Origin of the sequence: Mesorhizobium sp. B2-2-4 (genome assembly GCF_006442375.1) — a bacterium.
Classification (GTDB): domain Bacteria; phylum Pseudomonadota; class Alphaproteobacteria; order Rhizobiales; family Rhizobiaceae; genus Mesorhizobium.
Genome location: NZ_VFWB01000003.1, coordinates 314,226 through 335,404, shown reverse-complemented (window position 1 = coordinate 335,404; position 21,179 = coordinate 314,226). Strand labels below are relative to the sequence as shown.

The 21,179-nt window shown below is 60.7% G+C and carries 30 protein-coding genes and 2 pseudogenes; 13 read left to right on the top strand and 19 right to left on the bottom strand.

The genetic code is table 11. The annotated features are described in order from the left end of the window. Positions 1 to 209: 209 nt before the first annotated feature. Positions 210 to 1,031, top strand: coding sequence for a membrane-anchored protein (locus tag FJ959_RS09980; protein WP_246675043.1), 822 nt, complete (start codon positions 210 to 212; stop codon positions 1,029 to 1,031). A gap of 10 nt (positions 1,032 to 1,041) precedes the next feature. On the opposite strand, the pseudogene FJ959_RS32130 reads toward FJ959_RS09980, so the two are convergent. Then, positions 1,042 to 1,177 (bottom strand): annotated as a pseudogene (locus tag FJ959_RS32130) (IS630 family transposase); the annotation flags it as partial. A 255-nt stretch (positions 1,178 to 1,432) separates the two neighbouring features. On the opposite strand from FJ959_RS32130, the gene FJ959_RS09975 reads away from it, so the two are divergent. Then, positions 1,433 to 2,029, top strand: a complete 597-nt coding sequence (locus FJ959_RS09975; protein WP_224680244.1) for a hypothetical protein — start codon at positions 1,433 to 1,435, stop codon at positions 2,027 to 2,029. Then, the gene (locus FJ959_RS09970; protein WP_140629962.1) at positions 2,026 to 2,724 is read left to right on the top strand and encodes a hypothetical protein; all 699 of its coding nucleotides are present in this window, start codon (positions 2,026 to 2,028) and stop codon (positions 2,722 to 2,724) included. Before FJ959_RS09975 ends, FJ959_RS09970 begins: the two co-directional genes overlap by 4 nt. Before the next feature lie 463 nt (positions 2,725 to 3,187). Here FJ959_RS09970 and FJ959_RS09960 read toward each other — a convergent pair whose 3' ends face one another. Then, a complete protein-coding gene (locus FJ959_RS09960; RefSeq protein ID WP_140629961.1) occupies positions 3,188 to 3,481 on the bottom strand; it encodes a hypothetical protein in 294 nt (97 codons plus the stop codon). A gap of 100 nt (positions 3,482 to 3,581) precedes the next feature. On the opposite strand from FJ959_RS09960, the gene FJ959_RS09955 reads away from it, so the two are divergent. From FJ959_RS09955 to FJ959_RS09945, 3 genes are read left to right on the top strand one after another with little or no spacing between them, the layout of a single operon-like run. Beyond that, on the top strand, positions 3,582 to 4,169 hold the full coding sequence (locus FJ959_RS09955; RefSeq protein ID WP_140629960.1) for a hypothetical protein: 588 nt from the start codon (positions 3,582 to 3,584) through the stop codon (positions 4,167 to 4,169). Continuing rightward, positions 4,169 to 4,549 (top strand): hypothetical protein, encoded by a 381-nt coding sequence (locus FJ959_RS09950; protein ID WP_140629959.1) that lies wholly within the window; start codon positions 4,169 to 4,171, stop codon positions 4,547 to 4,549. The genes FJ959_RS09955 and FJ959_RS09950 overlap by 1 nt, the downstream gene beginning before the upstream one ends. 9 nt (positions 4,550 to 4,558) lie before the next feature. Beyond that, on the top strand, positions 4,559 to 5,263 hold the full coding sequence (locus tag FJ959_RS09945) for an SOS response-associated peptidase (RefSeq protein ID WP_140629957.1): 705 nt from the start codon (positions 4,559 to 4,561) through the stop codon (positions 5,261 to 5,263). 48 nt (positions 5,264 to 5,311) lie between these two features. Here FJ959_RS09945 and FJ959_RS09940 read toward each other — a convergent pair whose 3' ends face one another. Next, complete coding sequence (locus FJ959_RS09940) at positions 5,312 to 5,797, bottom strand: hypothetical protein (RefSeq protein ID WP_140629956.1); 486 nt, start codon at positions 5,795 to 5,797, stop codon at positions 5,312 to 5,314. A 193-nt stretch (positions 5,798 to 5,990) separates the two neighbouring features. Next, entirely contained in the window at positions 5,991 to 6,851 is an 861-nt protein-coding gene (locus FJ959_RS09935; protein WP_140629955.1) for an ATP-dependent DNA ligase, read from the bottom strand. Between the two features lie 84 nt (positions 6,852 to 6,935). Between FJ959_RS09935 and FJ959_RS09930 the strand changes: the two genes are divergently transcribed. Then, positions 6,936 to 7,163, top strand: coding sequence for a hypothetical protein (locus tag FJ959_RS09930; RefSeq protein ID WP_140629953.1), 228 nt, complete (start codon positions 6,936 to 6,938; stop codon positions 7,161 to 7,163). A gap of 39 nt (positions 7,164 to 7,202) precedes the next feature. On the opposite strand, the gene FJ959_RS09925 is transcribed toward FJ959_RS09930, so the two are convergent. Beyond that, positions 7,203 to 7,388, bottom strand: a complete 186-nt coding sequence (locus FJ959_RS09925) for a hypothetical protein (protein ID WP_140629952.1) — start codon at positions 7,386 to 7,388, stop codon at positions 7,203 to 7,205. Positions 7,389 to 7,584: 196 nt separating this feature from the next. On the opposite strand from FJ959_RS09925, the pseudogene FJ959_RS32125 reads away from it, so the two are divergent. From FJ959_RS32125 to FJ959_RS09910, 3 genes and pseudogenes are all read left to right on the top strand, one after another. Then, positions 7,585 to 7,702: pseudogene (locus FJ959_RS32125) on the top strand (IS1595 family transposase); the annotation flags it as partial. A 136-nt stretch (positions 7,703 to 7,838) separates the two neighbouring features. Continuing rightward, positions 7,839 to 8,126, top strand: coding sequence for a hypothetical protein (locus FJ959_RS09915; protein WP_140629950.1), 288 nt, complete (start codon positions 7,839 to 7,841; stop codon positions 8,124 to 8,126). A 67-nt stretch (positions 8,127 to 8,193) separates the two neighbouring features. Next, a complete protein-coding gene (locus FJ959_RS09910) occupies positions 8,194 to 8,673 on the top strand; it encodes a hypothetical protein (RefSeq protein WP_140629949.1) in 480 nt (159 codons plus the stop codon). A 141-nt stretch (positions 8,674 to 8,814) separates the two neighbouring features. Here FJ959_RS09910 and FJ959_RS09905 read toward each other — a convergent pair whose 3' ends face one another. From FJ959_RS09905 to FJ959_RS09885, 5 genes are read right to left on the bottom strand one after another with little or no spacing between them, the layout of a single operon-like run. Then, positions 8,815 to 9,138: a hypothetical protein gene (locus FJ959_RS09905; protein WP_140629948.1), complete on the bottom strand. Its 324-nt coding sequence runs from the start codon at positions 9,136 to 9,138 to the stop codon at positions 8,815 to 8,817. Further along, positions 9,138 to 9,329, bottom strand: a complete 192-nt coding sequence (locus tag FJ959_RS09900) for a hypothetical protein (protein WP_140629946.1) — start codon at positions 9,327 to 9,329, stop codon at positions 9,138 to 9,140. Before FJ959_RS09900 ends, FJ959_RS09905 begins: the two co-directional genes overlap by 1 nt. Further along, positions 9,314 to 9,553 (bottom strand): ABC transporter permease, encoded by a 240-nt coding sequence (locus tag FJ959_RS09895; RefSeq protein WP_140629945.1) that lies wholly within the window; start codon positions 9,551 to 9,553, stop codon positions 9,314 to 9,316. Before FJ959_RS09895 ends, FJ959_RS09900 begins: the two co-directional genes overlap by 16 nt. Next, positions 9,550 to 9,789, bottom strand: a complete 240-nt coding sequence (locus FJ959_RS09890) for a hypothetical protein (protein ID WP_140629943.1) — start codon at positions 9,787 to 9,789, stop codon at positions 9,550 to 9,552. Before FJ959_RS09890 ends, FJ959_RS09895 begins: the two co-directional genes overlap by 4 nt. 1 nt (position 9,790) lies before the next feature. Next, positions 9,791 to 10,528, bottom strand: a complete 738-nt coding sequence (locus FJ959_RS09885) for a glycosyl hydrolase 108 family protein (protein ID WP_140629941.1) — start codon at positions 10,526 to 10,528, stop codon at positions 9,791 to 9,793. 58 nt (positions 10,529 to 10,586) lie between these two features. On the opposite strand from FJ959_RS09885, the gene FJ959_RS09880 reads away from it, so the two are divergent. From FJ959_RS09880 to FJ959_RS31675, 3 genes are all read left to right on the top strand, one after another. Then, the gene (locus FJ959_RS09880) at positions 10,587 to 10,808 is read left to right on the top strand and encodes a hypothetical protein (RefSeq protein WP_140629939.1); all 222 of its coding nucleotides are present in this window, start codon (positions 10,587 to 10,589) and stop codon (positions 10,806 to 10,808) included. A gap of 85 nt (positions 10,809 to 10,893) precedes the next feature. Next, complete coding sequence (locus FJ959_RS09875) at positions 10,894 to 11,079, top strand: hypothetical protein (RefSeq protein ID WP_140629937.1); 186 nt, start codon at positions 10,894 to 10,896, stop codon at positions 11,077 to 11,079. 169 nt (positions 11,080 to 11,248) lie between these two features. Beyond that, the gene (locus tag FJ959_RS31675; RefSeq protein WP_181171967.1) at positions 11,249 to 11,398 is read left to right on the top strand and encodes a hypothetical protein; all 150 of its coding nucleotides are present in this window, start codon (positions 11,249 to 11,251) and stop codon (positions 11,396 to 11,398) included. Positions 11,399 to 11,430: 32 nt separating this feature from the next. Here the strand turns inward: FJ959_RS31675 and FJ959_RS09870 are convergent, their stop codons facing one another. The 9 genes from FJ959_RS09870 to FJ959_RS09830 form a co-directional block, all read right to left on the bottom strand. Next, positions 11,431 to 12,576 carry an acyltransferase gene (locus tag FJ959_RS09870; protein WP_140629936.1) on the bottom strand — a complete coding sequence of 382 codons (1,146 nt, stop codon included), beginning with the start codon at positions 12,574 to 12,576 and terminating at the stop codon, positions 11,431 to 11,433. A 152-nt stretch (positions 12,577 to 12,728) separates the two neighbouring features. Then, a complete protein-coding gene (locus FJ959_RS09865) occupies positions 12,729 to 13,202 on the bottom strand; it encodes a hypothetical protein (protein ID WP_140629934.1) in 474 nt (157 codons plus the stop codon). A 20-nt stretch (positions 13,203 to 13,222) separates the two neighbouring features. Beyond that, positions 13,223 to 14,347, bottom strand: a complete 1,125-nt coding sequence (locus tag FJ959_RS09860; protein WP_140629932.1) for a hypothetical protein — start codon at positions 14,345 to 14,347, stop codon at positions 13,223 to 13,225. 1 nt (position 14,348) lies between these two features. Then, positions 14,349 to 14,567 carry a hypothetical protein gene (locus FJ959_RS09855; protein ID WP_140629930.1) on the bottom strand — a complete coding sequence of 73 codons (219 nt, stop codon included), beginning with the start codon at positions 14,565 to 14,567 and terminating at the stop codon, positions 14,349 to 14,351. A gap of 26 nt (positions 14,568 to 14,593) precedes the next feature. After that, entirely contained in the window at positions 14,594 to 17,575 is a 2,982-nt protein-coding gene (locus tag FJ959_RS09850) for a hypothetical protein (RefSeq protein WP_140629929.1), read from the bottom strand. Then, positions 17,575 to 17,994 carry a hypothetical protein gene (locus FJ959_RS09845; RefSeq protein ID WP_140629927.1) on the bottom strand — a complete coding sequence of 140 codons (420 nt, stop codon included), beginning with the start codon at positions 17,992 to 17,994 and terminating at the stop codon, positions 17,575 to 17,577. Before FJ959_RS09845 ends, FJ959_RS09850 begins: the two co-directional genes overlap by 1 nt. Positions 17,995 to 18,027: 33 nt before the next feature. Beyond that, positions 18,028 to 18,606 carry a hypothetical protein gene (locus tag FJ959_RS09840; protein ID WP_140629925.1) on the bottom strand — a complete coding sequence of 193 codons (579 nt, stop codon included), beginning with the start codon at positions 18,604 to 18,606 and terminating at the stop codon, positions 18,028 to 18,030. Next, positions 18,603 to 19,214 carry a hypothetical protein gene (locus FJ959_RS09835; protein WP_140629924.1) on the bottom strand — a complete coding sequence of 204 codons (612 nt, stop codon included), beginning with the start codon at positions 19,212 to 19,214 and terminating at the stop codon, positions 18,603 to 18,605. Before FJ959_RS09835 ends, FJ959_RS09840 begins: the two co-directional genes overlap by 4 nt. Further along, positions 19,211 to 21,175, bottom strand: a complete 1,965-nt coding sequence (locus FJ959_RS09830) for a phage tail length tape measure family protein (RefSeq protein ID WP_140629922.1) — start codon at positions 21,173 to 21,175, stop codon at positions 19,211 to 19,213. The genes FJ959_RS09835 and FJ959_RS09830 overlap by 4 nt, the downstream gene beginning before the upstream one ends. Positions 21,176 to 21,179: the final 4 nt, after the last annotated feature.

Below are 21,179 nucleotides of genomic sequence, written 5' to 3'. Positions count from 1 at the left end.
ATGCAGTCTCGTGCCGAATACAGTAGAGTTGCGACATTGAGTGAGAGAGGCTTGAAGCGCTTGGGGAAAAGCGAAGGGTTCCCATCAGAGCGCCGGAGGAAATGATTCGTCACGTTATGGTTGCTGCCTGCCCCAACGATCAAGCCGCTGATCAACGCCGGCTGGCAGGGGGGAGTACATGCCCGGGAAAGCATTGAGAGGAGGCCGGTTTGGCGAAGGCCAAGGGGATCGCTCTGGAGATTGCAGAGCATAGCGCAGCGAATCCCGATGCACAGAAGCCGCTGCGCAAGCGCTTGTTCGATCACCCGCTTCTCGTGGTTAAGCGGAAACTGTTATATCGCCTGCTGCACCCCCAGGCGCCACGGCACCCTGTGCCGCTTACAAAGCCGGTCCTCGTCGTGGGCTCCGCGCCGGTCTCGAACCCGCCGGTGGGTTTTCAGCGCGATGCTTTCACACTCTTTACCGTGAATGGCTCGCAGACCGTGACTGCCCGCTGGGGGATGGGTACTCCTGACGCGACATTTCTTTACGTCAACCAACTTGACGCGACCAAGCCCAACGCTGTGGCCGTGCGCGCCGTCTTGACCGGCCAGGAGACCGATCTGCTCTGGATTGTGCGTGCACACCGCACGATGGAGGAATTGCGCTGCAACATCGCGGCCTTCAACTACCGCTGTCGCGACCTGCGCACGATGACCCGTCACCAGCGCATGGCGCTCTACGAAGCAGTGATGGGTGTGCCCAATTTCGAGATGCATCTGGAGGAGAAGTTCTCGACCGGGATCACGGCGGTCCTTTACGCCTTGCATAACGGCGCGCCGGCCGTGATCATCACGGGTATTGACCCAGGTTCGCACGGCCATGTGTACAACAAACTGAACATCGACCGGATGCACGTCGGTTCCGATCGTGCCACCCTGCTGGCGCTGTTGGCGCTCGGTTTCCCCCTTTATACGAGCGATCCGCACGTGGCGGACTCGCTCGGTCTGCCACTCTGGACGGGCCAGGCCGGGAGATGTGAGGTCCAATAACAACGGTCGATGTGGCTTGCTGGTGAGCTGTCTCAAATGTGAGTGCGACGATCCGCTCGACAGCTCCGTCGTGAAGAGGTGCGATGCCGGTTGCTTGGCTCTTGTCGCGCAAAAACACCATCGAGACCTTCAGAGATGAAACGCTCGTGGCAACCCGGACACACGGCATTGCGAATGTGCTTCTGGTCTTCCGCGTGCAGTGCTGCCATGCTAGATTCGCCTAAATTCACATCAGATTACAGAACTGCCACATGATACCAATCTACATTGGCTATGATCCGCGCGAATCCCGAGTTCTAGACGTGGCGCGATGGAGCGCCTATCGGCGGACAAGCACCCCGTTGCAGATACAGCCGCTCGTGCTCAAGGACCTTGTAGCCCAAGGAATCATGACGCGGCCGATGGAAGTACGTGACGGTAAGCTCTGGTGCCCGATTTCCGAGGCGCCGATGGCGACCGAGTTTGCCATATCGCGCTTTGCCGTTCCATTCATGGGGCAAAGCGGCTGGGCCATGTTCTGCGATTGCGACGTCCTGTTCCTGAAGGACCCGGTCAAACTGCTCGATCTGCTCGATCCTTCCTACGCGATCATGGCGGTCAAGCACCAGCAACGCGAATCCGAAGCGGTCAAGATGGACGGACAAACGCAGACGTTCTATCGCCGCAAGAACTGGTCGTCGGTCGTTTTATGGAATCTGGATCATCCCGCCAACAAGCGGCTGACCAATGAGATGCTCAATACGTGGCCCGGACGTGACCTCCACGCCTTCAAATGGCTTGAGGACCATGAGATCGGCGAATTGCCCCTGGCGTGGAACTACCTCGTCGGGGCTTCGGCTTCCGAACTCGATCCCGCCGATGTCTCGCTGGCGCATTATACGCTCGGCGGCCCTTGGTTTGCGGGTTGGTCCGGCACCACGCAATGGGACGAATTGTGGAGCCGGGAAGAGAGCATCCTGCGCGCGTTTGAGGAACAGGCGGTTCAGATTCCCGGATGAAAACTCCGCTTTCGGATCTCTTGCCAGCCTTCGCAAAGCCAATTCTTCGCCTGCCCAGGGCCACGGGTCCCGCCTTGGTGATGGGCTCGGCGCCGAATTTTCGCCTCCCGCAGGGACATGATGCCGATTGGGCACTTGTGACCGTCAATGCTTCCCAGCTTTTGGCGGAAACCGTCGGCCTCCCCGTTCCTGATATCGCCGTTATCCGCCGCGGCATTTTTGTCGACGCCAGCGAACAGGATTTCTACAAGCGTGATTTGTTGAGAGGACGGCAGGCAAAGCACCTGATCATCCCGGTTTGGCCCGATGTCGAGGACAAGCTGAAAGCCGGTTGTCGCACCTTCAATTATCGTTATGAAACCTTGCAGGCGCTTACCAAATGGCAGCTTGCCAACGTCGTCTGGCAGCTTAGCGGCAAATATCATATGTTCCGCGGCTGGCACCGGAAGATCTCCACCGGAGCCTTCGCGATCATACTGGCGCGTTTCGCCGGCTTTGCCCCTGTCGTCGTCAGCGGGTTTTCCCTGTCCCAGGCCGGGCACGGATACGACACCCGAAACGCCTTTCGATATCACGCCAACGAAGATGCGGCCCTGCTTCGGCGGGTGGTGAGAAGAGGCGAACCGATCTACGCGGAGGATAAAGACTTCGCGGCCGAAAGTGGATTACCCTTGTGGCAGGAGCAGATGCCATGACGGCGACGTCAGCAGGGGCTGGGGAAGTGGTGCCGCTTGCGTGACTCGAACACGCGACCCCATCATTACGAATGATGTGAACTGGCCGCTTTTCAAGGGTTTTGTAGAGCAAAAGGCGAGGAACGCAACGGAAACATTCAAGGGTTTCTGTACGGTTTCTGTACAACGTGCGCGGAAGGTGATGAACTATAGCCGGAGCTTCAATTGTAGTGCCGGCCATGGTGTTGCGCGAGTGGCTGGAAACCAAGGCCTATCTCCCGGTGCGCCAAATCGATGAGGACAGCGAAACAGACGGGAGCGCTTAGTACGCTCCGCTTCGGGCAAGCGAAAGCCCGCGCCTCGGCGGAGGACACGGGCCCGATCGGGGGGCCGATCTTCGGCAGGCGATGGGGGGCACCACCTGCCGCGCACATCAACTATTAGCAGTAGCTAATGTTCCGTCCGGGCTGGATCAGGGCTGGTCTCATCCCCGAAACCGCTCGGTGTGCCAGGTGATCTTGCCGTCGACCTTCATGGGCTTATGGATCATCAGCCGCTTCGGCAGGTGCTCGGGATGCACTTCAAGCAGGGTGATCGTCACCTGCGGCTTGCACCGGCTGCAATCGAACTTCAGCGACAGCGGGTCGACACCGCCGCCATACACCATCATCAGATCGGCCGACCGACAGTAGCGAACATTGCCGCAACTGCATTCCACCTTCACAAGCATGTTGTGCCGGGTTGCCTTGCCCAGCGTGTTGATCGGATCGTGTGCCATGCTGACAAATGAGGAACATATTCCTCACTCGTCAAGAGCCTCTTGACTCCAATGTTCTCTTTTCGTTCACTGTAGGCAGGATAGCCACAAGGAGGATGATATGGACCTCGTTCTGTCAGTTCCGGGTGCATCGCCCGAGGAAATTTCGCGAGGCTTGGAGGCAGCAGAGGAGGCACTAGAACGCGCTGGTTTCACTGCCGAGGAAGCCGCTTACGGTGCCTTCGTTGTTGAAGGCTGGGACATCAACGGTCCGCCCGAAGATGGTCCCGACCATTCGGCGTCCCGCGCCGCAAGTGCTTGGGGGCAAGCCCATGCCGCAGCATTGGAGGCCTGTTGTGGCGGCTGGCCGGAGAGCCGCATGCCCATATCTGTAACGCTGGAGTTGTTGACCGATCCGGAGACGCAACTCGCCGATCGTTCGACAGCGCTGGCGATGCTTCGCGAACATCTCGAGCAAGATGGCAAGGACACGTTGAACGGGGAGGACGCGGTTTTGGCTTGGCGGGTTGCTACCGAGGTCGTCGACCAGCTTTCAATGCGCGACCTTATTGGCGACCTGTCTATGGCCTTTACCGCCCTCTCCCTTTCGCATCGTCGCCCGGATGAGCCGATCGAATCGAAGCGCCGAGCTGTTCGCGACGCAATCAACGCGCTGGAGGCAGCAACCGAGAAGCCGACGTCACACTGATGCCGAAACGCAACCGCGTCACGCCGGCGCCATCGGTTATCGACCGGGATTGGCCGCACCAGGTCGCCTTGCCGGATGACATCTGCACGGACCGGAACCTGACCATGATCACGAAGTTCTGCCAGGACATCGGCGTCAAGCCGCAGATAAGGCGTGTGCAGGCGATATGGCCGAACGGCAAATACGAGGACTATCGCATCCACTGCTTCGCCGACGTCACCGCGGCGAAGGCGTTCCTTGACCATTTTGGCGGCGACGTGTTCGATCCGAAACGCGATCGGGAGGGTGGGAAGATCCGGGGTGTCTGGCGCCGCACTGGCGAATACAAGCGCATCCTCGACCTTGGCCCTTTGAGCGTTCCCGAGATCCTGCGCAACTAGGGGCAAGATATGTGTAATCTCTACAACCTCACCACCAGCCAGGAGGCCATACGCCAGTGGACGGGTGCCCTCCGGGATATCCTCGGCAACCTGGAACCGTCGATCGACATCTATCCGAACAGGCCGGGCCCGGTGGTTCGGAACGCTCAAGATGGGCAGCGGGAGGTCGCCAATCTCCTTTGGGGCATGCCGACGCCGGCCGAGCGCGTGAAAGGTGCCGCCGACTACGGCACGACGAACATTCGCAATCCACAGTACGGCCACTGGCAGCAATATGTTGGTATCGAGCATCGTTGCGTCGTTCCCGTAACCAGCTTCGCCGAGCCGTCGCCGGCGCCTGGCGACAAAGACCCCGAAACCGGCATCCAGCGGAACTACTGGTTCGCGTTGAGCGAGGACCGCCCCTTGTTCTTCTTCGCAGGTCTGTGGACGCCCTGGCATGGCGTGCGCAAGGTCAAGGATGGTCCGGGCGACTTCGAGCTCTACGGCTTCATGACGACCGCGCCCAACGCGCTGGTCAAGCCAATCCACGAGAAGGCTATGCCGGTGATCCTGACGAGCCAGGAAGAGATCGAGACCTGGCTTACCGCGCCCTGGTCGGAGGCGAAGAAATTGCAGCGCCCCGCACCCGACGATGTCCTCGTGATCGTTGACAAGCCAGCGACCCAGATCAAGTTCCCGCAACAGGCGCCGCAGCAGGGCTCATTATTTTAAAAGCGGCGGAGTTATAGCCGTGCGATGATCCCCCCGGCGCACGGCTCATTACGTGCAGCTGTGGACCGTGCCTTCCTTCAATAGCTTTTGCCAATCTGGCCCGAGCGTGTCGCGGGCGGGGATCGCCTGGGCTGCACCTTGCTCTCCATCCTTGAACATCTTCACCCCGAGTGCTTGGTGGTGTCCACCTGACACGATGGTCGGTCCAGGGATGTATTGGGTATTGGCGTTGAACGTCGCCGTGTTGCCGTACACCGACGCGCTACCCATGGTCTGGTAGCTGCCAGGCATCTGGGTTACGCGAACGTCATTGCTCGCCGCCGCGTCATAGATGATGTAGCGATCATATCCTGCCTTCAGCGTTTCAATCGCCGCCTGCTTTTCGGCAACGCGTGCCGCGCCAATGCCGCCACACACTGGCGCGGCCGAAGACTGAATGATCGCGGTGTTGGCGGACGTTCTCATGGCGCTGCTTGCAGCACACGCTGACAGAAGCCCGCATGATAGCGCGAGCGCGATGGAATTGGCTTTCATGATGCCCCTGCTCCTGACCCATGTCGAATAGAGCCGGGGCGCGCTGCGCTGTCAATCTGGTGCGGCGAGATCTGTCGTCTCGTCCGCGGCGTGTTTTTTGCGCGACGCACGGTTCGTTTTCGCTCGACCGCCGCAGGAATCGCATTTGGTTCTCCAGGTCGTCATGCAGATGGCGAGCGATTTCTGTAGCCGCTTAGCTCTCCCAGAAGTCCTTCAGCTTGGCGTGGCGCAGCTTTTCCTCACCCTTGAGGAATTTGACCCGTCCGACCAAACCCGGCTTCAGCCATTCGGCCTTTTCCTTTTTCAGACCCTTCGGCACTGGCCCGCCGACCTTGCCCTGCACGCGATCCCACAGGCGCTGGCGCTTGTCGGCCTTGAAGGTGACGAAGGCACCGCCCTTGTAGTGGCCCTTGTCGGCCATCAGCACCATGGCCGGCTTCCCGGTCTCGCGCTGCACACCAATGATGTCCATCTCCTTTTCGTCGAAGCATTTGATCTTGCGCCAGTTCATTGTCGGGCCACTGCGGTGGATGCTGATCTTGCGCTTCGAGACAACGCCCTCAAGGTTCGTCTCGCAGGCAAGGTGATAAACGGCATCGCCGGTGCCCGGCAGCGCCTCGCTGAACTGGATCCGGCCACCGGCCGGGATCATCGCATGCAGGATCTCGCGGCGGTCCTCCACCGGCATGTCGCGCAGGTCGTGGCCGTTGAGATAGAGCAGATCGAAGGCGACGAGATAGAGGTCAGGCGACGGCGTGCGCTTGCTGACCGCAGCCTGCAAGCCATGGAAGTCGGACAGGCCGGCCTCATTGATCATGATCGTCTCGCCCTCGAGGATGAAGGTCTCGGCCTCTATTGCCGCGGCTTCTTCAGCGAGGTGGCGATATCGCCCCGTCCAGTTGTGCCCTCTCCGGGTGAGCAGGCGGATGCCGTCGGCGTCCTTGATGACCTGTGTGCGGTAACCGTCGAACTTCACCTCATGCAGCCAGTCGCCACCCTCGGGCGGGGTGTCGACAAGCTCCGGCTCCATTGGCGGGATGAACTTCAAACGCATGAACTGACTCGCGAGGCCGCGATTCAATTAGTTTTAGCTAAAATGGTTCCGGAACTTTTGCCGCGGCGCTGTGTTCGATCGGTCATGAAGATCGAAGTGGACGAATGCAGGCTGGCGTTGACCATGATCCGAAGGACCATAGAGGAGCACTGCCCGCCGGGGGTGCTGCCCAACGAAGAAATGATCAATGGGCTCTACAGCCCTGATCTGATGGGCGAGGCGCAGGCCATCTCTGCGGCAATCGTGGCCACGGTCGAAAAATTGCAGTTGCAAGCGACGGTGAAGCCGCCAGCGCCAAGCATCAAGGCATAGCCGAAAAGCACCCGCCCAGAGCACGGAAAGTCCCCTCGGCTACCTGGCAGAGCCCTTCAATTCTTTCCAAATCTTGGCTTCGCGCACCAGGGAATTCCAGTCGGTGCCGATGAGCTTGATCAGGCCGCGCGCCTCTGCCACGGAGATGTCAACCTCTCTGGCCAGCCTCCGGGCGAGGAACTGAATGCCCGGATCATCCTCTTGTCCGTCGCCGGTATCTGTCATCGGAACCTCCTCTGGGTTCCAGAAACTTGCCGGAAGCCGTTTCGTTTCGCTCGGCAAACAAAAAGCCCGCCCCGGCCTGAGCCGAGACGGGCTATTGAGCCGACGTTGAGGGAGGGAGGGAGGAGCATCGGCCAGACGCCTAACCTCTCACGGCGCCGGTCGTTCCAGGTCGAACGAAAAAGCCCGCCACGGCATCTGGCTTGAAGATCACCGTCGCCGGTCAAACGGCAGCAACGCCTTCGCCCTGCTTGGCGGCGCGCAATCATTCTGTGTCGCGGGTTTGGGCTGGCTATTGGCAGCGGAGTGCGGCATGAAAACCCTTAGAGCTTGTCGCCGATACGGTTTTGACAAATTCGCCAGTTTATATATCGTGTGGAACGCGGCTTCGTGATTTGCGTTAATCCTTGCTTAGAATTATCGCCAGACACTGATGATACCTCCGGAAGCTGAATGTCTGCTGCCTTGTTAAAAGAACATGAACCAAGTTTGCATGCTCGCGAGCGCGGCAACCGCATCGCGAATGCTCAGCTGTCCGCCATAGCCGCTGATCTTAGGCATATCCTCATGGAGGATAACGCTTTTCAGAAATGGCAGGTCGAGGCAATCATCGATATCGTAGTAGGCGCATTGAGGCAGAATGAGCGCCTAGACGCCTCTGCTTGGCAAAAAAGGTTGCACTCAAAGGGATTCCCAAAGGAATTCGCGCAAGCCTTAGCTTCTAAGTTGTCTAATAAATAGTCATTGCCGTATACGATTGATTCGAGAATCAATAAGAACCAATTTAGGTTCTTTTCAAACGGCAACAATGAATTCGCCCACAGAGCGACGTGAAGTCCAACTCCAAAAAGCCGAGAAAGTGCGGGACTTTCTCGGCAAAACTGATTCCGTCAAAGATTTGGCAACGCGCGCCACCCTAATGCATGATCGGGTGGCCGACAGCGTGCGTGATATATGCGCACAAGAAAACGACTGTTTTAACGACAGGCAGATTACCATCTTGGCCGACATCGCAATCCATGTTGCGCTCCTGATGGACCCTAGCCAAAAGAAGCCGAAGGGCTTGTGGGGACGGTTTTGGTACGAGTTTCGCGAGCTAAGTATGCTCTCGCGCGTCGGTGCATTGTCAGGCGTTTTGGCGTTAGGTATCGGGCTTTTGACGATGGGAGCGTGGTCCGTGAGTGGGATTAAACTAGCGATGACTTGGATGGATAAACAGAGCGTGGCAGCAGAGATTCAGCCAGGTACGGCACCGAAAGCCGCGCCAACTGAACCTGCTACAAAATAGTTCGCAGCATAGCCCGCCGCTGCCAGCCCTTTGCGGTCTTGATGTTGTTCATGGGCGGCTCTACGAGCGCGGCACCCCATCCCTCACGATCCGCCTTGCGGTCTCGCGGTTTGACGCGCTCCACAGCGGCCAGGCGCAAAACTAGTCTTCAGGCGCCGGCTTGATCTTCCGCACGACATACTCAAACAGGATGTCGGATATCCACATTGCCGAGACGCCGATCAGGAAGGCCGCCGCCAGTGTGGTTGTGTCGTTGGTTGGATCAGGCATCGGCAGGCCAGTTGCCTGGAAGTAGGCGACAGCCGGTAGCGTGAGATACGCTGCCGCCAGGGCTCCGCAGATGGGCGACGCGATCATTTCCCGCAGCTTGTATCGATGGCGGGACAATGCGCGCAGAATGCCTCCGGCGAGGCCCGCAACAACAACCGGCCCTTTGATGCCGAGGAGGTCGAACAGATCATGCATCACGGCTTCCATCCGCAGAGTTTCTGGCCAGTACGATTGTGCGCGAGAATGCCCCTCACCTCGGCATCCGAGAGGGCCGCAATGGCCGCCGCAGAGAGCCGTATGGGGCTTTCGAGGGCGCAGAAACTGCCTTTCGTTGTCGTGCAGCCGGCAAGCGCGATGAGGAGCGCGAGCGTCAATCCCTTGACCATGTGCCGAGCTCCTTTCGTGCAGCATCGGCCGGCAACGCGCCAACATCGTTCTGCACCTGGTCCTTGATGTCTCGAGCCTCGACTTCAGCCGCAGCCTGCTTGTCGCGCTCACGCTTGGCGCCACGCAGATTCCCCCAGCCGATGCCGAGGACGGTCGCCAGAGCGCCAAGTGCGGCAATGGCGATTGAGGTGTGGGTGAGCAGGAAAGCGATGATCGCGGTCATTGCTGCACCACGACGACATTCGGCTTGTCCCTGGTGAACCAGCCGGCGATGAAAACAAGCAGCACGGGGACGCCCGAGGAAACGGCGGCGATGAGATCCGGCGAATACCAGGTGGGCGCCAGGTTCTGAAGCGCCAGCGAGCCGACCGACACAATGATGGCCCATGCCGCCGTGGCAGCCGTCGCAACCGCGACTTTGTTCGTTGGCTGGCTGCTGGGCTGGTTGATCGTTTCCATGTCAGCCTCCGAAGTGAAGTTTGGCGATCACCGCGGCAATTGCGGCGACGATGATCCCGAGCAGCCCCCACCCCGTTTTGCTCTTGGGCACTGTCGGGGCCGTGGATGGTGCGGGAGCGACCGGCGTAATAACCGGCGGCTGATTGCCCTGCTGGGTCACAACGACCACGCTGGGGGCCGCAGGAGCGGCGGGAGGCACGGCGGGCTGGATGAAGGTAGGCGCAGGCGCTTTGCTCATCAGCAGAGCCTGGGAACGGACAGAGGCCACGCGGCTTGTCCAGCCCTTGCCGAACTCGCCCCATGTCGGCAGGCGCTTCAGGAAGGCCATTCGGGCATCGCACAGCGCATCGATCACGACGCCGGCCGGCTTTGCCTTTGCCGCCATCACGGTCGCTGGCCCCATGCGCCCGTCCTGAACGACGCCAGCAACTGCCTGAAGGTATTTCGCCGCCCTCCCTGGTCCGCTATTCACCGCGAAATCGAACACGGCGTAATCGACGCCATCGGGCAGCTCGGCGCCGGCAACGGCATCCCAATAGAAGCGGCGGTAGACTGTCGCCACCTGGTCATCGGTGATCTTGCGCAGGTCTGCCTTTGTGGCGTCCGCCTTCACGTAGCGGCGGAAATTGGCGAGGGTGACGCCCTTCATGGTGGCGCCACCGGGGTCTTTCGGGTTGTCGCTCCATCCACCTTCGGATTTCAAGACGAGCGCAAGCGCCCGCACGAAGTTGCGATCCATTAGCAATTCCTTTCGATGTAGGAGTTGGCTAGAGATCGGCCCGGGGAGATCGGGGCCGATGGCAAGTTTCAAAGTTGAGGCGATGAATGGCACGAAGATGATCAGCACCACTTCAGTGGAAGCCCACAGCCACGTTCATGCCGTTATGAAAGCGATCCAGCGACCACTGAAGCCGGGGCGAACACCCGGCAGACCGTGGGTGCGCGTCACCGATCTTGGCACGCCTAAGATCAGCGAGTTCGAATTTGCGAGTTACCGGAACCTCAAGTCGCCAGAATAATTTCCAGCTGTAGAGGCCGACCATTTGGATCCAGCGGCCGCGGGGGGTACGGCTGAATGCGCTGGGCGGGCTTCAAGAGGCATCGATGGCTGAGTACGTCGTGGAGGAGTTGAACGGCAACGCCGTCTTCAGGCGCAACAAGATAGAGGCGCCAAGCGCCATTCAGGCGGCTTCCTCATTGACGGGTCGGACTGTGACAACCGGACGCGAGCCCGGAATGATGTGGATACGGGTCACAGACGAACAAGGCCACGTCAGCGAGTTCCACTAGTGACCGAATACGAAAAACAGCACGGCAATCGGGGCGGCCAATGGCTGTTCTGGATTGTTTTTGTGTTGCTGGTGATCGCTGGCGCGATCTGGTGGTTGAGATAGCCGGGTAGAATCGACTCTCGTCAGCTACGGTGCTTTGAGGCCGACGGGTTTAGCGGGAGGAAGAAATGAAACCTGAGGAAGTCTGGAGCGGACGGGTCCTGAAACTATGGCAGGAATGGGCGCCCTCCATGGGCGTTGTCATTGCGATCTTGGTCTGCCTGGTCTGGACGGTTTACCTGCCGATCGTCGGGTTGCGGCACCTCTTGGGGTACTGAACGCTGGCCCTTGAACGCCCTGCGCAGCCGAACTACGCAGCGGCAGGAAGAGCGTTCGTGGGAACCGGCACCGTGCCTGGCAACTGCGAAACGATCGGTCGCAAACGGGCCGCCAGGCGCTTGCCTAGATTATGGCTAGGCGTCTCAACGACTACATGGAGCACCCACGCCAGCCCGGTTGCGCCGGCCGTTACGATGATCAGGCTCAGCCACGCCTTTACGCCAAGATCGAGCAACACCCGCAGGCCGGCATAGCCGGCGACGCCATGAATCACATACAGCGGATAGCTGATGTCGGCGAAGAAGTCGCCGATACGGGTCCGCTGGAAAAGTTGCGGGAAGCTGGCGGCAAGGGCGAAAACCAGCACGGCGAACCCATAGGTCCACGCCATCGAAGCAAGGCCGGGCATCGCCTGTCCGAGCAGAATCGAGAACCCGAAGAACAAGCTTGCACCGAGAAATAGTGACCGTTCGGCGGTGAGCGCGCCAACGTGCAGGTAGTGAAAAACAACTCCGATGAACATGAAGATTAAGAACGGGACGGGTACAAGGAAGGCTGGCCCGAAGCTGTTGTGGATCATGTAGAACTCACATGCCGCCAGAGCCGCGGGAACGGCAAATACCCAGATCGAGCCGCGCCGAAACAGCGCTACAGCAAGGGCGCAGATAACGTAGAACTTGATCTCGATCTCTAGCGTCCAGACGATCCCGTCGATGCTCGGCATTCCGAAAAATTCACGAAGCCCCGGCAGATAATGAATTGCGACTTCACTGATGCTGAACGGCCAAGGAACGCTAAAATATCGCCCAACCAGCCAAATCGACAGAATGGTGATCGAAAACCCGGCCATGTAGAGCGGGATAATTCGAAAAAGGCGCCCTACGAGAAATCCCTGCCAGGTCATGTTGCGAAGCGAAAAGGGGATGACGAAGCCACTCACCAGAAAGAAGAGCGCTACGCCGAACGCACCCCAATTGAACTGAGGCACTGTCGCATGAAGCCAGCGCAGGTACGTCGGAAAGGCAAAGTGCTCCGGCAGCAAGGGCGCGTGGGCCAGGCTTGCGACAGCATCGCGCAACGTCCAGAAATTGTAGGTATAATGCGAGATCAGGACACAGACAGCCGCAATGCCTCGCAAGGTGTTTGCGAAGTCGACCCGCGATGTAGTCCGGTCCATTGTTGCCTCGCTGCCTCCGACACTGCATCCATATGCCAAACGGGATCGAATGCAAAGTTGCTACCGCGTTGCCGAGTTTGGTCACGGGCTCAGAGGGCGTTCTAAGGTGCTGCGCAGGCAGAGTTAGCCTCCCGGCCACAGCTCGTCTGCCGTCACTCGATCGCCAGCGGGTCCGTGGCTCTCTCGCCCCACTGCGCGGCGACAGCATCCGCCACCATCTTCTTGAAGCGCTCCTGTTCCGCTTTCGCCGCGGCGATGTCGGCTTGTTCCTGTTCGGCCGCAGCGGCTTGCCGCTCGGCTTCCTCGCGTTGCCAAGCGGCGTAAGCCTCCGCTTTCTTCTGCTTATATTCCTCGATGCTGGCTGCGACAGACTCTGCCTGTCGATGGGTCACAGCGATCTCGTCGACACGGGCGAATTCCGCACTTGGCAAGGGTGGGAAGCCCATCTCTTCCAGGTTCGAATTGAGGCTATCTGCGATCTCCTCGGCGGACTGGTCTGGCATGATCGGCATGCGGTGGGGCTCTGACGAAATGATATTTTCGCCATCGGAAATGATCTTCAGCAACTTCAATCCGATTGAGCCGTCCGCACAAAGTGTAATCTGGTCGAGTTTGACAGAGCGCATGGATTTTATTTCCTTCTTCTTTAGGCAGCTTCGTAAGCTACCGCAAACATAATACCTGTCGTGTTGTTGAAGTTTGCGTCGGTAAAGACGCCGCCTGGGGGAGTATAGAGGGTCAAGGCGGTGCCGCCCGCAGGCATGGCGCAACCCGCCACAGTGACCCCGACCGTGCTGGAAAAGAAAGGCACGCTGCCGCCATAGAAGCTTGCGTTGGCGGAGGCTTGGAACGGTATTCCGGTTATGCTCGCTACACCGGTAGAAGTTCCTTTGGCGGTAAGGGTCGCATATCCCCAAACTACCGCTAGAGCGCCAATTTTAATATAGCGCCCGGAGCGTATAGCGGCGATCATTCCGACGTTGGCACCGCCGAAGGCAGGGGTGGGTGTATATGTGCCTTCTTCGTAATCATCCAGTGTGTTTGCGTTTGCCGAAGGTATCTGCACAGACGGGAATTTTATTTGTCCACCGTTGACAGTGAGGAGGTCAGACAGAGTTGCCGTGGCACCGGAAAGATTGGCAATGCCGGAAAGATTGCCGCTGTCGTCAAGCGTCACCGCCGACCCTTGCGCGGTGACCCCGCCCGTTCCGTCTGCTCGCAACAGACGATTGTCGCTCGCCCCGAGCGCGCCGCCAAGGGCCGCAATCGTTGCCCGTAGCGAAGCGGCGTCGGCGTCATTAATGAGTGTTTTGGCGAACGCGCTGAAACCAAGGGTGTCGAGTGCCGCAGACGCGTCGGCATCGTCCACAATACTGCGCGCGAACGGCGTGAAATCCGCCAGGGCCGCCGTCCCGGTTCCGGTGAAGTAAGGCAGCGTGTTGGCCGCACTGACCAGGTCTGCAATCGATGCGAGATTGCCGTTGGCGAGAGCCTCAATCAGCGCGGCAGCCTGCGCCGTTAAGCGCGAGCCGTCCGGCTGGAAACGGATGCGATAGGCCGACCCGACCAATGCGGTATCCGGCCAGTTCTCGGCAAGCACCAGGTGAGTGTCATCGGTGACCGAAAGAATGGCGATGCTGCGGCCGAAGCGCTTGAATTCGTCGCCCGGTCGAATGGCCGCCAACGTCCAGGCCGTGCCGACGCCGGTAACGTTCGGCGAGCCGTTGGCAACCGAAACGGTGCCGGTCACATAATCATCGAAGACGGCCATGTCAGTTTGCCTTCGGCTTTTTGGCCGGCACCTCGGCCGGCTCCATCGCGGCAAGCTTGGCTTCCATCTCGGCCACCTGCGCCTTCAGGTTCGCGTTGCTCTGCGCCAGGAACAGGATCCGGTTCCTGGATGCCTTCGCCGCCGCGTCGAGACGCTCGACCTCCTCCTCCAGCGCAACCTGCATTGAGATGGACATGGTCTCGGGTTCATTGGTTGTCATTTTGGGACCTCTGTTTGGGTGTTTGTTCATTTTTTCCACCAGTTTGCGGTGACGGAGCAGTCGATCGTGATGCCGGCGCCACCGGCTGGCGTATGGTTGGTGTCGATGCGATAGGTGAATGTCCCGACCGGCGCGGCCGCATCGAGAAACACCGGCTCATAGACCCCGGAGTTGCTGTTGTAGGTCACCGATCTCAGGACCGTATCGACGCCGCCCACCGTTCGAACCAGCCTCATGTTGACGGTAGCGCTGCTGCTGCCGCCGCCGGCCGTGTAGACAGAATTCATCCTGGCGAAGACCAGAACGGGAATCGCACCCGTGTTGTTGACGGTGATTGTGGCGCGGGTGACGAATGAGGGTCCGTTGGCACCGGTCGAAAGAAAAAAGGCCTGATTGTCCCAATCGGTGATGGCATTGCCGGCGATGAGCGACGTGATGACCGTGCCGTTCTGCAATACAACATTGGCATCGAGCGACTTGGTTACGATATTGACGGCTGTCAGGTTCCGGATACGTGCATTGGTGATGAAGGCGGTGCCGGCATCGAACAGCGCCGTGACGACACCACCGGCTACAACCACAAACTGATCCGTATCGACGACAATGCGCGCGGCTGTTGCCGTTGCCTCAACATACCATCCGGACGAGCGGAAAGTGCTGCCCGACGTGACCCTTGCCTCGATGCCGATGCGGGATGACCAGCCGGCCGCCGGTGTGTAGTCGGTGCCCATTCGGAACGTGGAGCCGGCAGAGACGTCGCCGACGGTAGTCTGCAAGGCGATGATCGCCGAAGCGTTGGCCGCGATCGTACCGGCTTGAGCCGACACCGTCGTCGACAACAACGACACGGCGGTCGAACTGGCAACAACACCAGTGACCGGATCGTTGACGGTCGCCTCGAGAGCCTCGATCTTGAGGGCGAGCGCGGAGCCGGGACCGGTCGCAGTAATGATCTCTTCAGTGAACAGCGCGACTGCGCCGTCGGTTGTGGACCGCAGTTCCCGCCGCAGTTCCTGCTTGTCGGAAAAGCCCACAAGGAAGTTGCCGGCGCTGTTCGTCGACACCGCCTGCAACTGCTCAAGGACGTCGCGCACCGCATTGCCGGTCCACGCCTGTAAGTCCTTCACATCCTGCGCGAGCTGGTCGAGGTCGATGGGGTAGAAGTCGGCGCCGACCAGGCGCGCATCGAGCGTCGTGACTTGAACCCAGTCCGTCCATGGGATGGTGCGCGGCGGCTTCGATTGCAGACGATAGCGGGCCTCATAGTCGGATGACGAGATGACGCCGGCCGTCAACTGCGCAACGGTCTGATCGGCTGTCGCCGTCTCGCCCATCACGGCGTCGGGCTGATCGACCGGCCGATATTGGAATTCCACGCGGTCGATCGTGATGTCTTCGATCGCGTTCCACGAACCCCGAAGTGCTGCACGCTGCGAGCCCGTCGCGGTCTGCATAATGATTGGATCGAGGTGGTAGTTCTCCAGCTCGCTCTGATAGTCCGGCGCGCCCGGCACCACGGAATCGGGCGGCAGGGTCTGATAGGCGGTCGGGTCGAAGATGCCTTCGCCGACTTCCTGAACGGTCAGATAGACGGCGCGGCAGGCCTTTGGACCGAGCGGGCCGAGACGGCGCCGCAGGATCTGGAAGCTCTTGTCGAATCCGTCGGCCTTGTCGCTCTGCCACCTGATCCACTGGCCGACCTTGAGGCCAAGGAATTTCGGCCGCAGGCAGATTTCGGCATTGCCCTGGTAGCGGCTGGCGCGCAGGGCGATATCGTTCAGCCGATCGCCGACGGCCGGGTCGGTCACCGCCTCATAGCCTATCGATGCGGCCAGCCGCTCGCGATCGGCCGCGAAGGCGTCGGCATCGGTGCGCGTCGCCAGCGGCAACGGCTCATAGAAGGTGGTCGGATCGTAGTATGTGCCGGCGATGGTGTTGACGAGCTCGGAGCGCGTGCGCTTCAGCGAGATGCGCTCGTCCTCGTCGACCAGCAGATCGGCGTCCGTGATGGTGGCGACGACTGCCTGGTTGGCGCCGGCGATCGGATATTCGCCGGCGGGTCCGTTGTACCAGGAACCGGCGCAGGCGGCGAGGATCGGCTCCATGTTGTTGGCATGGGTGATGCCCTGGCCGGCCGAGGCGATGTAGGACGAGGTGTAACGCGGGCCGCTGACCATCGCCTCGTCGGCGATGTTGGCGGCGAGCGTCCAGTTCGCCAGCGGCAGGCGCGATGCCGCGATACCCTTGCCGACGATCAGCTGGTCGCCGAGATAGAAGCCGCGCTCCAGATTGTAGGCCTGGACAATCGGATTGTAGGACGGTCCCCATGTCGCCGGATCGCTCCAGCGCTGGTCGCCGTCGCCGCCTACCGAATCGTCCTGCCGCCAGTCGTAGCAGACGCCCTCGACCTCGAAGAATGCATCCCAGGGATTGGGAAGCTTCTCCCGGTCGAGCTGCTGGGTGACGACGGCATAGGCAAGGCCGGCAAGCCGGTGCGCCGCTGTCCAGCGGCCGGGCGGATTGCTTTCCTCAATGAGGTTTGGATCGGCGGCCTGGTCGAGCGCGCCCGTATAGACCTTGATCCAGATCTCGGCGTCGATGTCCTGGACGCGCAAGCCCCGTTCCGGGTCCTCCACGCCGCCGAGCGTTTTCCATGCGCCCTCGTAGCGAACGCGCGTGACGCCATTGATGCGGAAATGGGAGAGGACGTAGACGTCCTGGACCCTGCGGTTGCCCGTCTCATAGGTGTTCCGGTAGATGAAGTGACCGGCAAGGCCGCGCTTGCCCAGCACCACTGTGCGCGGCAGGTTTTCGCCATACTGCGCCTGAAGATGCGTGACCTGCGATGGCGCCGACGGCGTGCCGATCAGGGCGCCGACGGCATATTGCGCGGCGATGCCAAGGCCGAGGCGCGCCACGCCGGCCAGGATCGTTCCCGAACTCAGGAACGCCGACGCACCCGTCAGGATGCCGCCAATGCTGGTGACGACCGGCGCGAGGAAAGGCATCAGTCGCCCACGCGGAAAGCCGAGCGGATTTCGGTCTGCGGCACGAAGGTCAGCCCGGTCTCTGTCTTCACGGCCGCGCCGTATTCGCAGATATAGCCGGCGCACAGCTGACCATTGCGCTCGACCACGGCCAGGTCGCCGCGACGCGCCATCAACCGCGGCATCTTCGGAAAGAGGCTGGCAAGCGCCTCCTCGACATTGGCAAAGCCGCGCTTGCGCAGCAGCCGCGCGGCGCCGGCTTCGGTCTTGTACCGGCCGGCCACTTCCGCGAACGGATTGGCTCCGATGACCGCCTCGACAGCTTCGCCATCGGTTTGCAGGCAATCGGACACGCCCCACACGCCAGGCATGGCGAGGTGCTTCTCGGTCACGCGCGCGAGGCGGCGATCCCAGTCTTTGAGACGAGGTTGCGAGGTCATGCTTTTGTGGCTGTCCAGGTGGTGAAGCGACGATCAGAAGCTGATGTCGAATTTCTCGGTCTTGATGCTGGTGGCGTATTGGAAGCCAAGGTCGCCGGCCGAGATCAGCTGCTGGTCTTCGTTGCTGGCGGATCGGTAGCCGTCACGGTGGTTGTCCACCGCACCGGAAATCACATGGCCTTCAAGCCGAAGCTGGCCGCCCGACTGGACGTGGTCGATGAAGTCGACGTAGCCGAACGCCATCTCCTGCTCGACATAGAGCAGCTCGCGCGTGTCGGGATCGAAATAGGCCTCGTAGATCCAGCACGGCCGGCCCTTGTAGTCTTCCTGCTCGATCTGGGCGAGAATGTCGGGCGTCACGCCGAAGTCGGTCGCGACCGGCATGGTGACGACAAACTCGGTCGCCTCCATGCCAAGCGAGCCTTCCGGCGGTTCCGCCGAGAGCAGCTGGTTCGGCCTGTAGGTGACCGGCCCGCCCCCGTCGTCATAGACCAGGTCGTAATTGCCCAGCCACATGCCATGGAAGCCGGAGCCCAGCTGGAACTTGATCATGCTGCGAATGACGACGCGGCCCTCCTCGAGCAGGTCCTGCAAGCGGGTCGGGAAGGTCATTTCGGCACCTCGACCAGGGTGAAGGCGGCGACCGGCTTGTGATCGTCGGGAATGACGAAGGAGCCCGGCACCACGCGGCAGTTCAGTTCCGGATTGAGGAACTTGGCGATAGCCCCGGCGGTGATGTAGACCGGTATCGCCGGCTCGACCGTGAGGCCGATCGCGCCGGCCGCCGCGACCGCGCCGACGACGACGCGATGCAGCGAGCGATTGCCAGCCTTTTGCAACGAGAACAGATCGCCCGGCATCATGGTCAGACCGTTGACGACGCCGTTGATCGCGACGGTGAAGCCGTTCGTGACCGAGACAAGGTTGCCGTCATCGGCCAAAGCAGGCGCGGTGGGATTGCCCCAATAGGCCTGCGGCAGGCAGATATCGACCGGACGCCAGACGACGGTGACCTTGCCGAGCCTGGCCTGTGCGCCGAACGCCTGTACCAGCATCAATTCGCTGGCGCGCAGCGATTTGGTGCGCATCGGGATCTGCCAATAGGAATCGGCATATTCCATGAAGCCGACATAGCGCTCGCCCGCGCGATCGACCGAGACGGAGTCGACCAGAGCCGGCCGCGTCAGTTGGAACCGGACCGCCGGCAGGTCGATCGTCATGCACGGATACCCTTGATCTTCATTTCGCGCAGCGATTTCGCGACGTTGGAGGTAAACTCACGCTGCTGTTGCTTCATCACCGCCTGCAATTGCTCGGTTACGCCCGGTTGCGCATTGGGGCCGACCGTGATCGACGGGGCGTAGGTAATGGCGGCGCTGGGACCGGAGGCCGAGACCTTAGCCATCTGCATTGACACGTCGTGCGGATACACGCGGCTGCCGCTTGGCAGGTCGACGATCTCGCCGCCTCGTTCGTTGATGATCGCTGGACCACCCGGCGCGGAGCGTGTCCCGCCGGCAAAACTGCCGGTGATGAATTTCCCGAGGAGGCCGAAAATTCCGCCAAACGAACCGCCGGAGCTGCTGCCGGAGGCAGGTGCGAAAAGACTATCGAAGGCGCTGTTCAAGAGCAGATCGGCAAACTTCTTGCCCAGATCAGCCAGCACGTCGCCCAGGCTCTTCGCGCCGGATATTGCTTCCATCGCTCCGGACTTGAACGTGTCATAGAATTCACCCGACGCCTGCTCGGCGTCCTGCTGCTCTTTCTGTACTTCTCGCAGGACCTCCGCCTGACGGCCGTAAGCGGCCGAGGCGGCGTCGATGGTTGCGATCTGATCGGGTGAAAGGTGGACCGCGTCGAGGTCCGTGACACCCTTTTTAGCGGCTTCCTCACGCAGGCGGCGCAACGCCTCCTGTTCGAGGTCCAGCGCCATCTTGCGCTTCTGCTGCTCTTCAAAGGTGAGGCCGATCATGCTGGCCTCTTGCCGCAAAGCCTCCGTCCGATCCTTCAGTCCCTGAATGTCTTCCTTGATATGATCGTCGGCGGAGAGGCGCTGTGGACGGGCAGCGCGGCGGGCCGCCGCCGCAGCCGCCTTGTCCTGAGCAGCGAGAATGTCTTCGCGGTTGGGAGCGCTGTCTGGCGTCGGGGCTGATCCCGGCAAGTCGACCGTGTTTCTCTCGCCATTGGCAAAGCGTCGAGCGCCGCCGGAGCCGGGAAATTGCGGCCGGCCGGCGGCCGCCGCAGTCTGGGTATTCAGGCGTTCTTGCGCCGCCGTGGCATTGTCGAGAACGGCGGCAAGAATCGCGACTGCCTGCGCCATGGCGTTGACGGCCGGCACGCCGGACTGGGCAAATATCGCGGCGAGATCCTGCTCGACCTTCCTGGCATCCTCGGCCTTGGCGGTATGATCCTGGATGCTGTCAGCCAGCTTCCTGAAATCGGCTTGCAGGTCGGTCAGCTGTCCCGGCTTAGCGATGCCCTGCACCTGGTCGAGGACATTGGCAAGATCGACATTAAGCGCCACTACCTTTTGCTGCGCATCCTCGAACTGCTTGCCGATTTCGATGTCGCCCGCTTGCAGGATATCGGCTTGGTCCTTCAGCCGCTGCCGTTCGTTGTTGTAAGCCTTGAGCGCGGGCAGAGCTTCACCCCATTTCGCGGTGACGCGGTCGATCAACTCGGCTTCCTGCCTCAACGTCTCCGCGGATTTTTCGCCACCTGATACGAGGCTAGCGAAATACTGGACCACGAAGCCGCCGCCGGCAATGATCGCAATTGTCGCCAAGCTGACGGGATTTATCATCGACAGGAATGCGCCGCCGACTGCGGCGACCGCGCCCTTCACGCCGGACGGGCCGAGCGCTTGAGTAATCTGCGTGCCCTGCTGGAGGGCAATCAGAAAAGGAGACTGTCCACCGGCCAGCTGCACGCCGATATCGTTGAACTGCGCGGCGAGGTTGCCGGTTTCAACCTTGAAGGCCTTGATCGACTTGGCAGCCCGGTCGATGCCGGGCGATCCTTTGCTGCCGATGTTGGACAGCGCAGTCTCGGCCTTCGTGCCGTCCGCCTCGATCGAGGAAAATGCCGAGCTCGACTGCGCCTGTGCCTTGACCAGTGCCTTTTCAAGCGACGTGAAACGTGCTTCGAATATCGCGAGCAGACGCTCGGCTTCGATGGCCATGGGG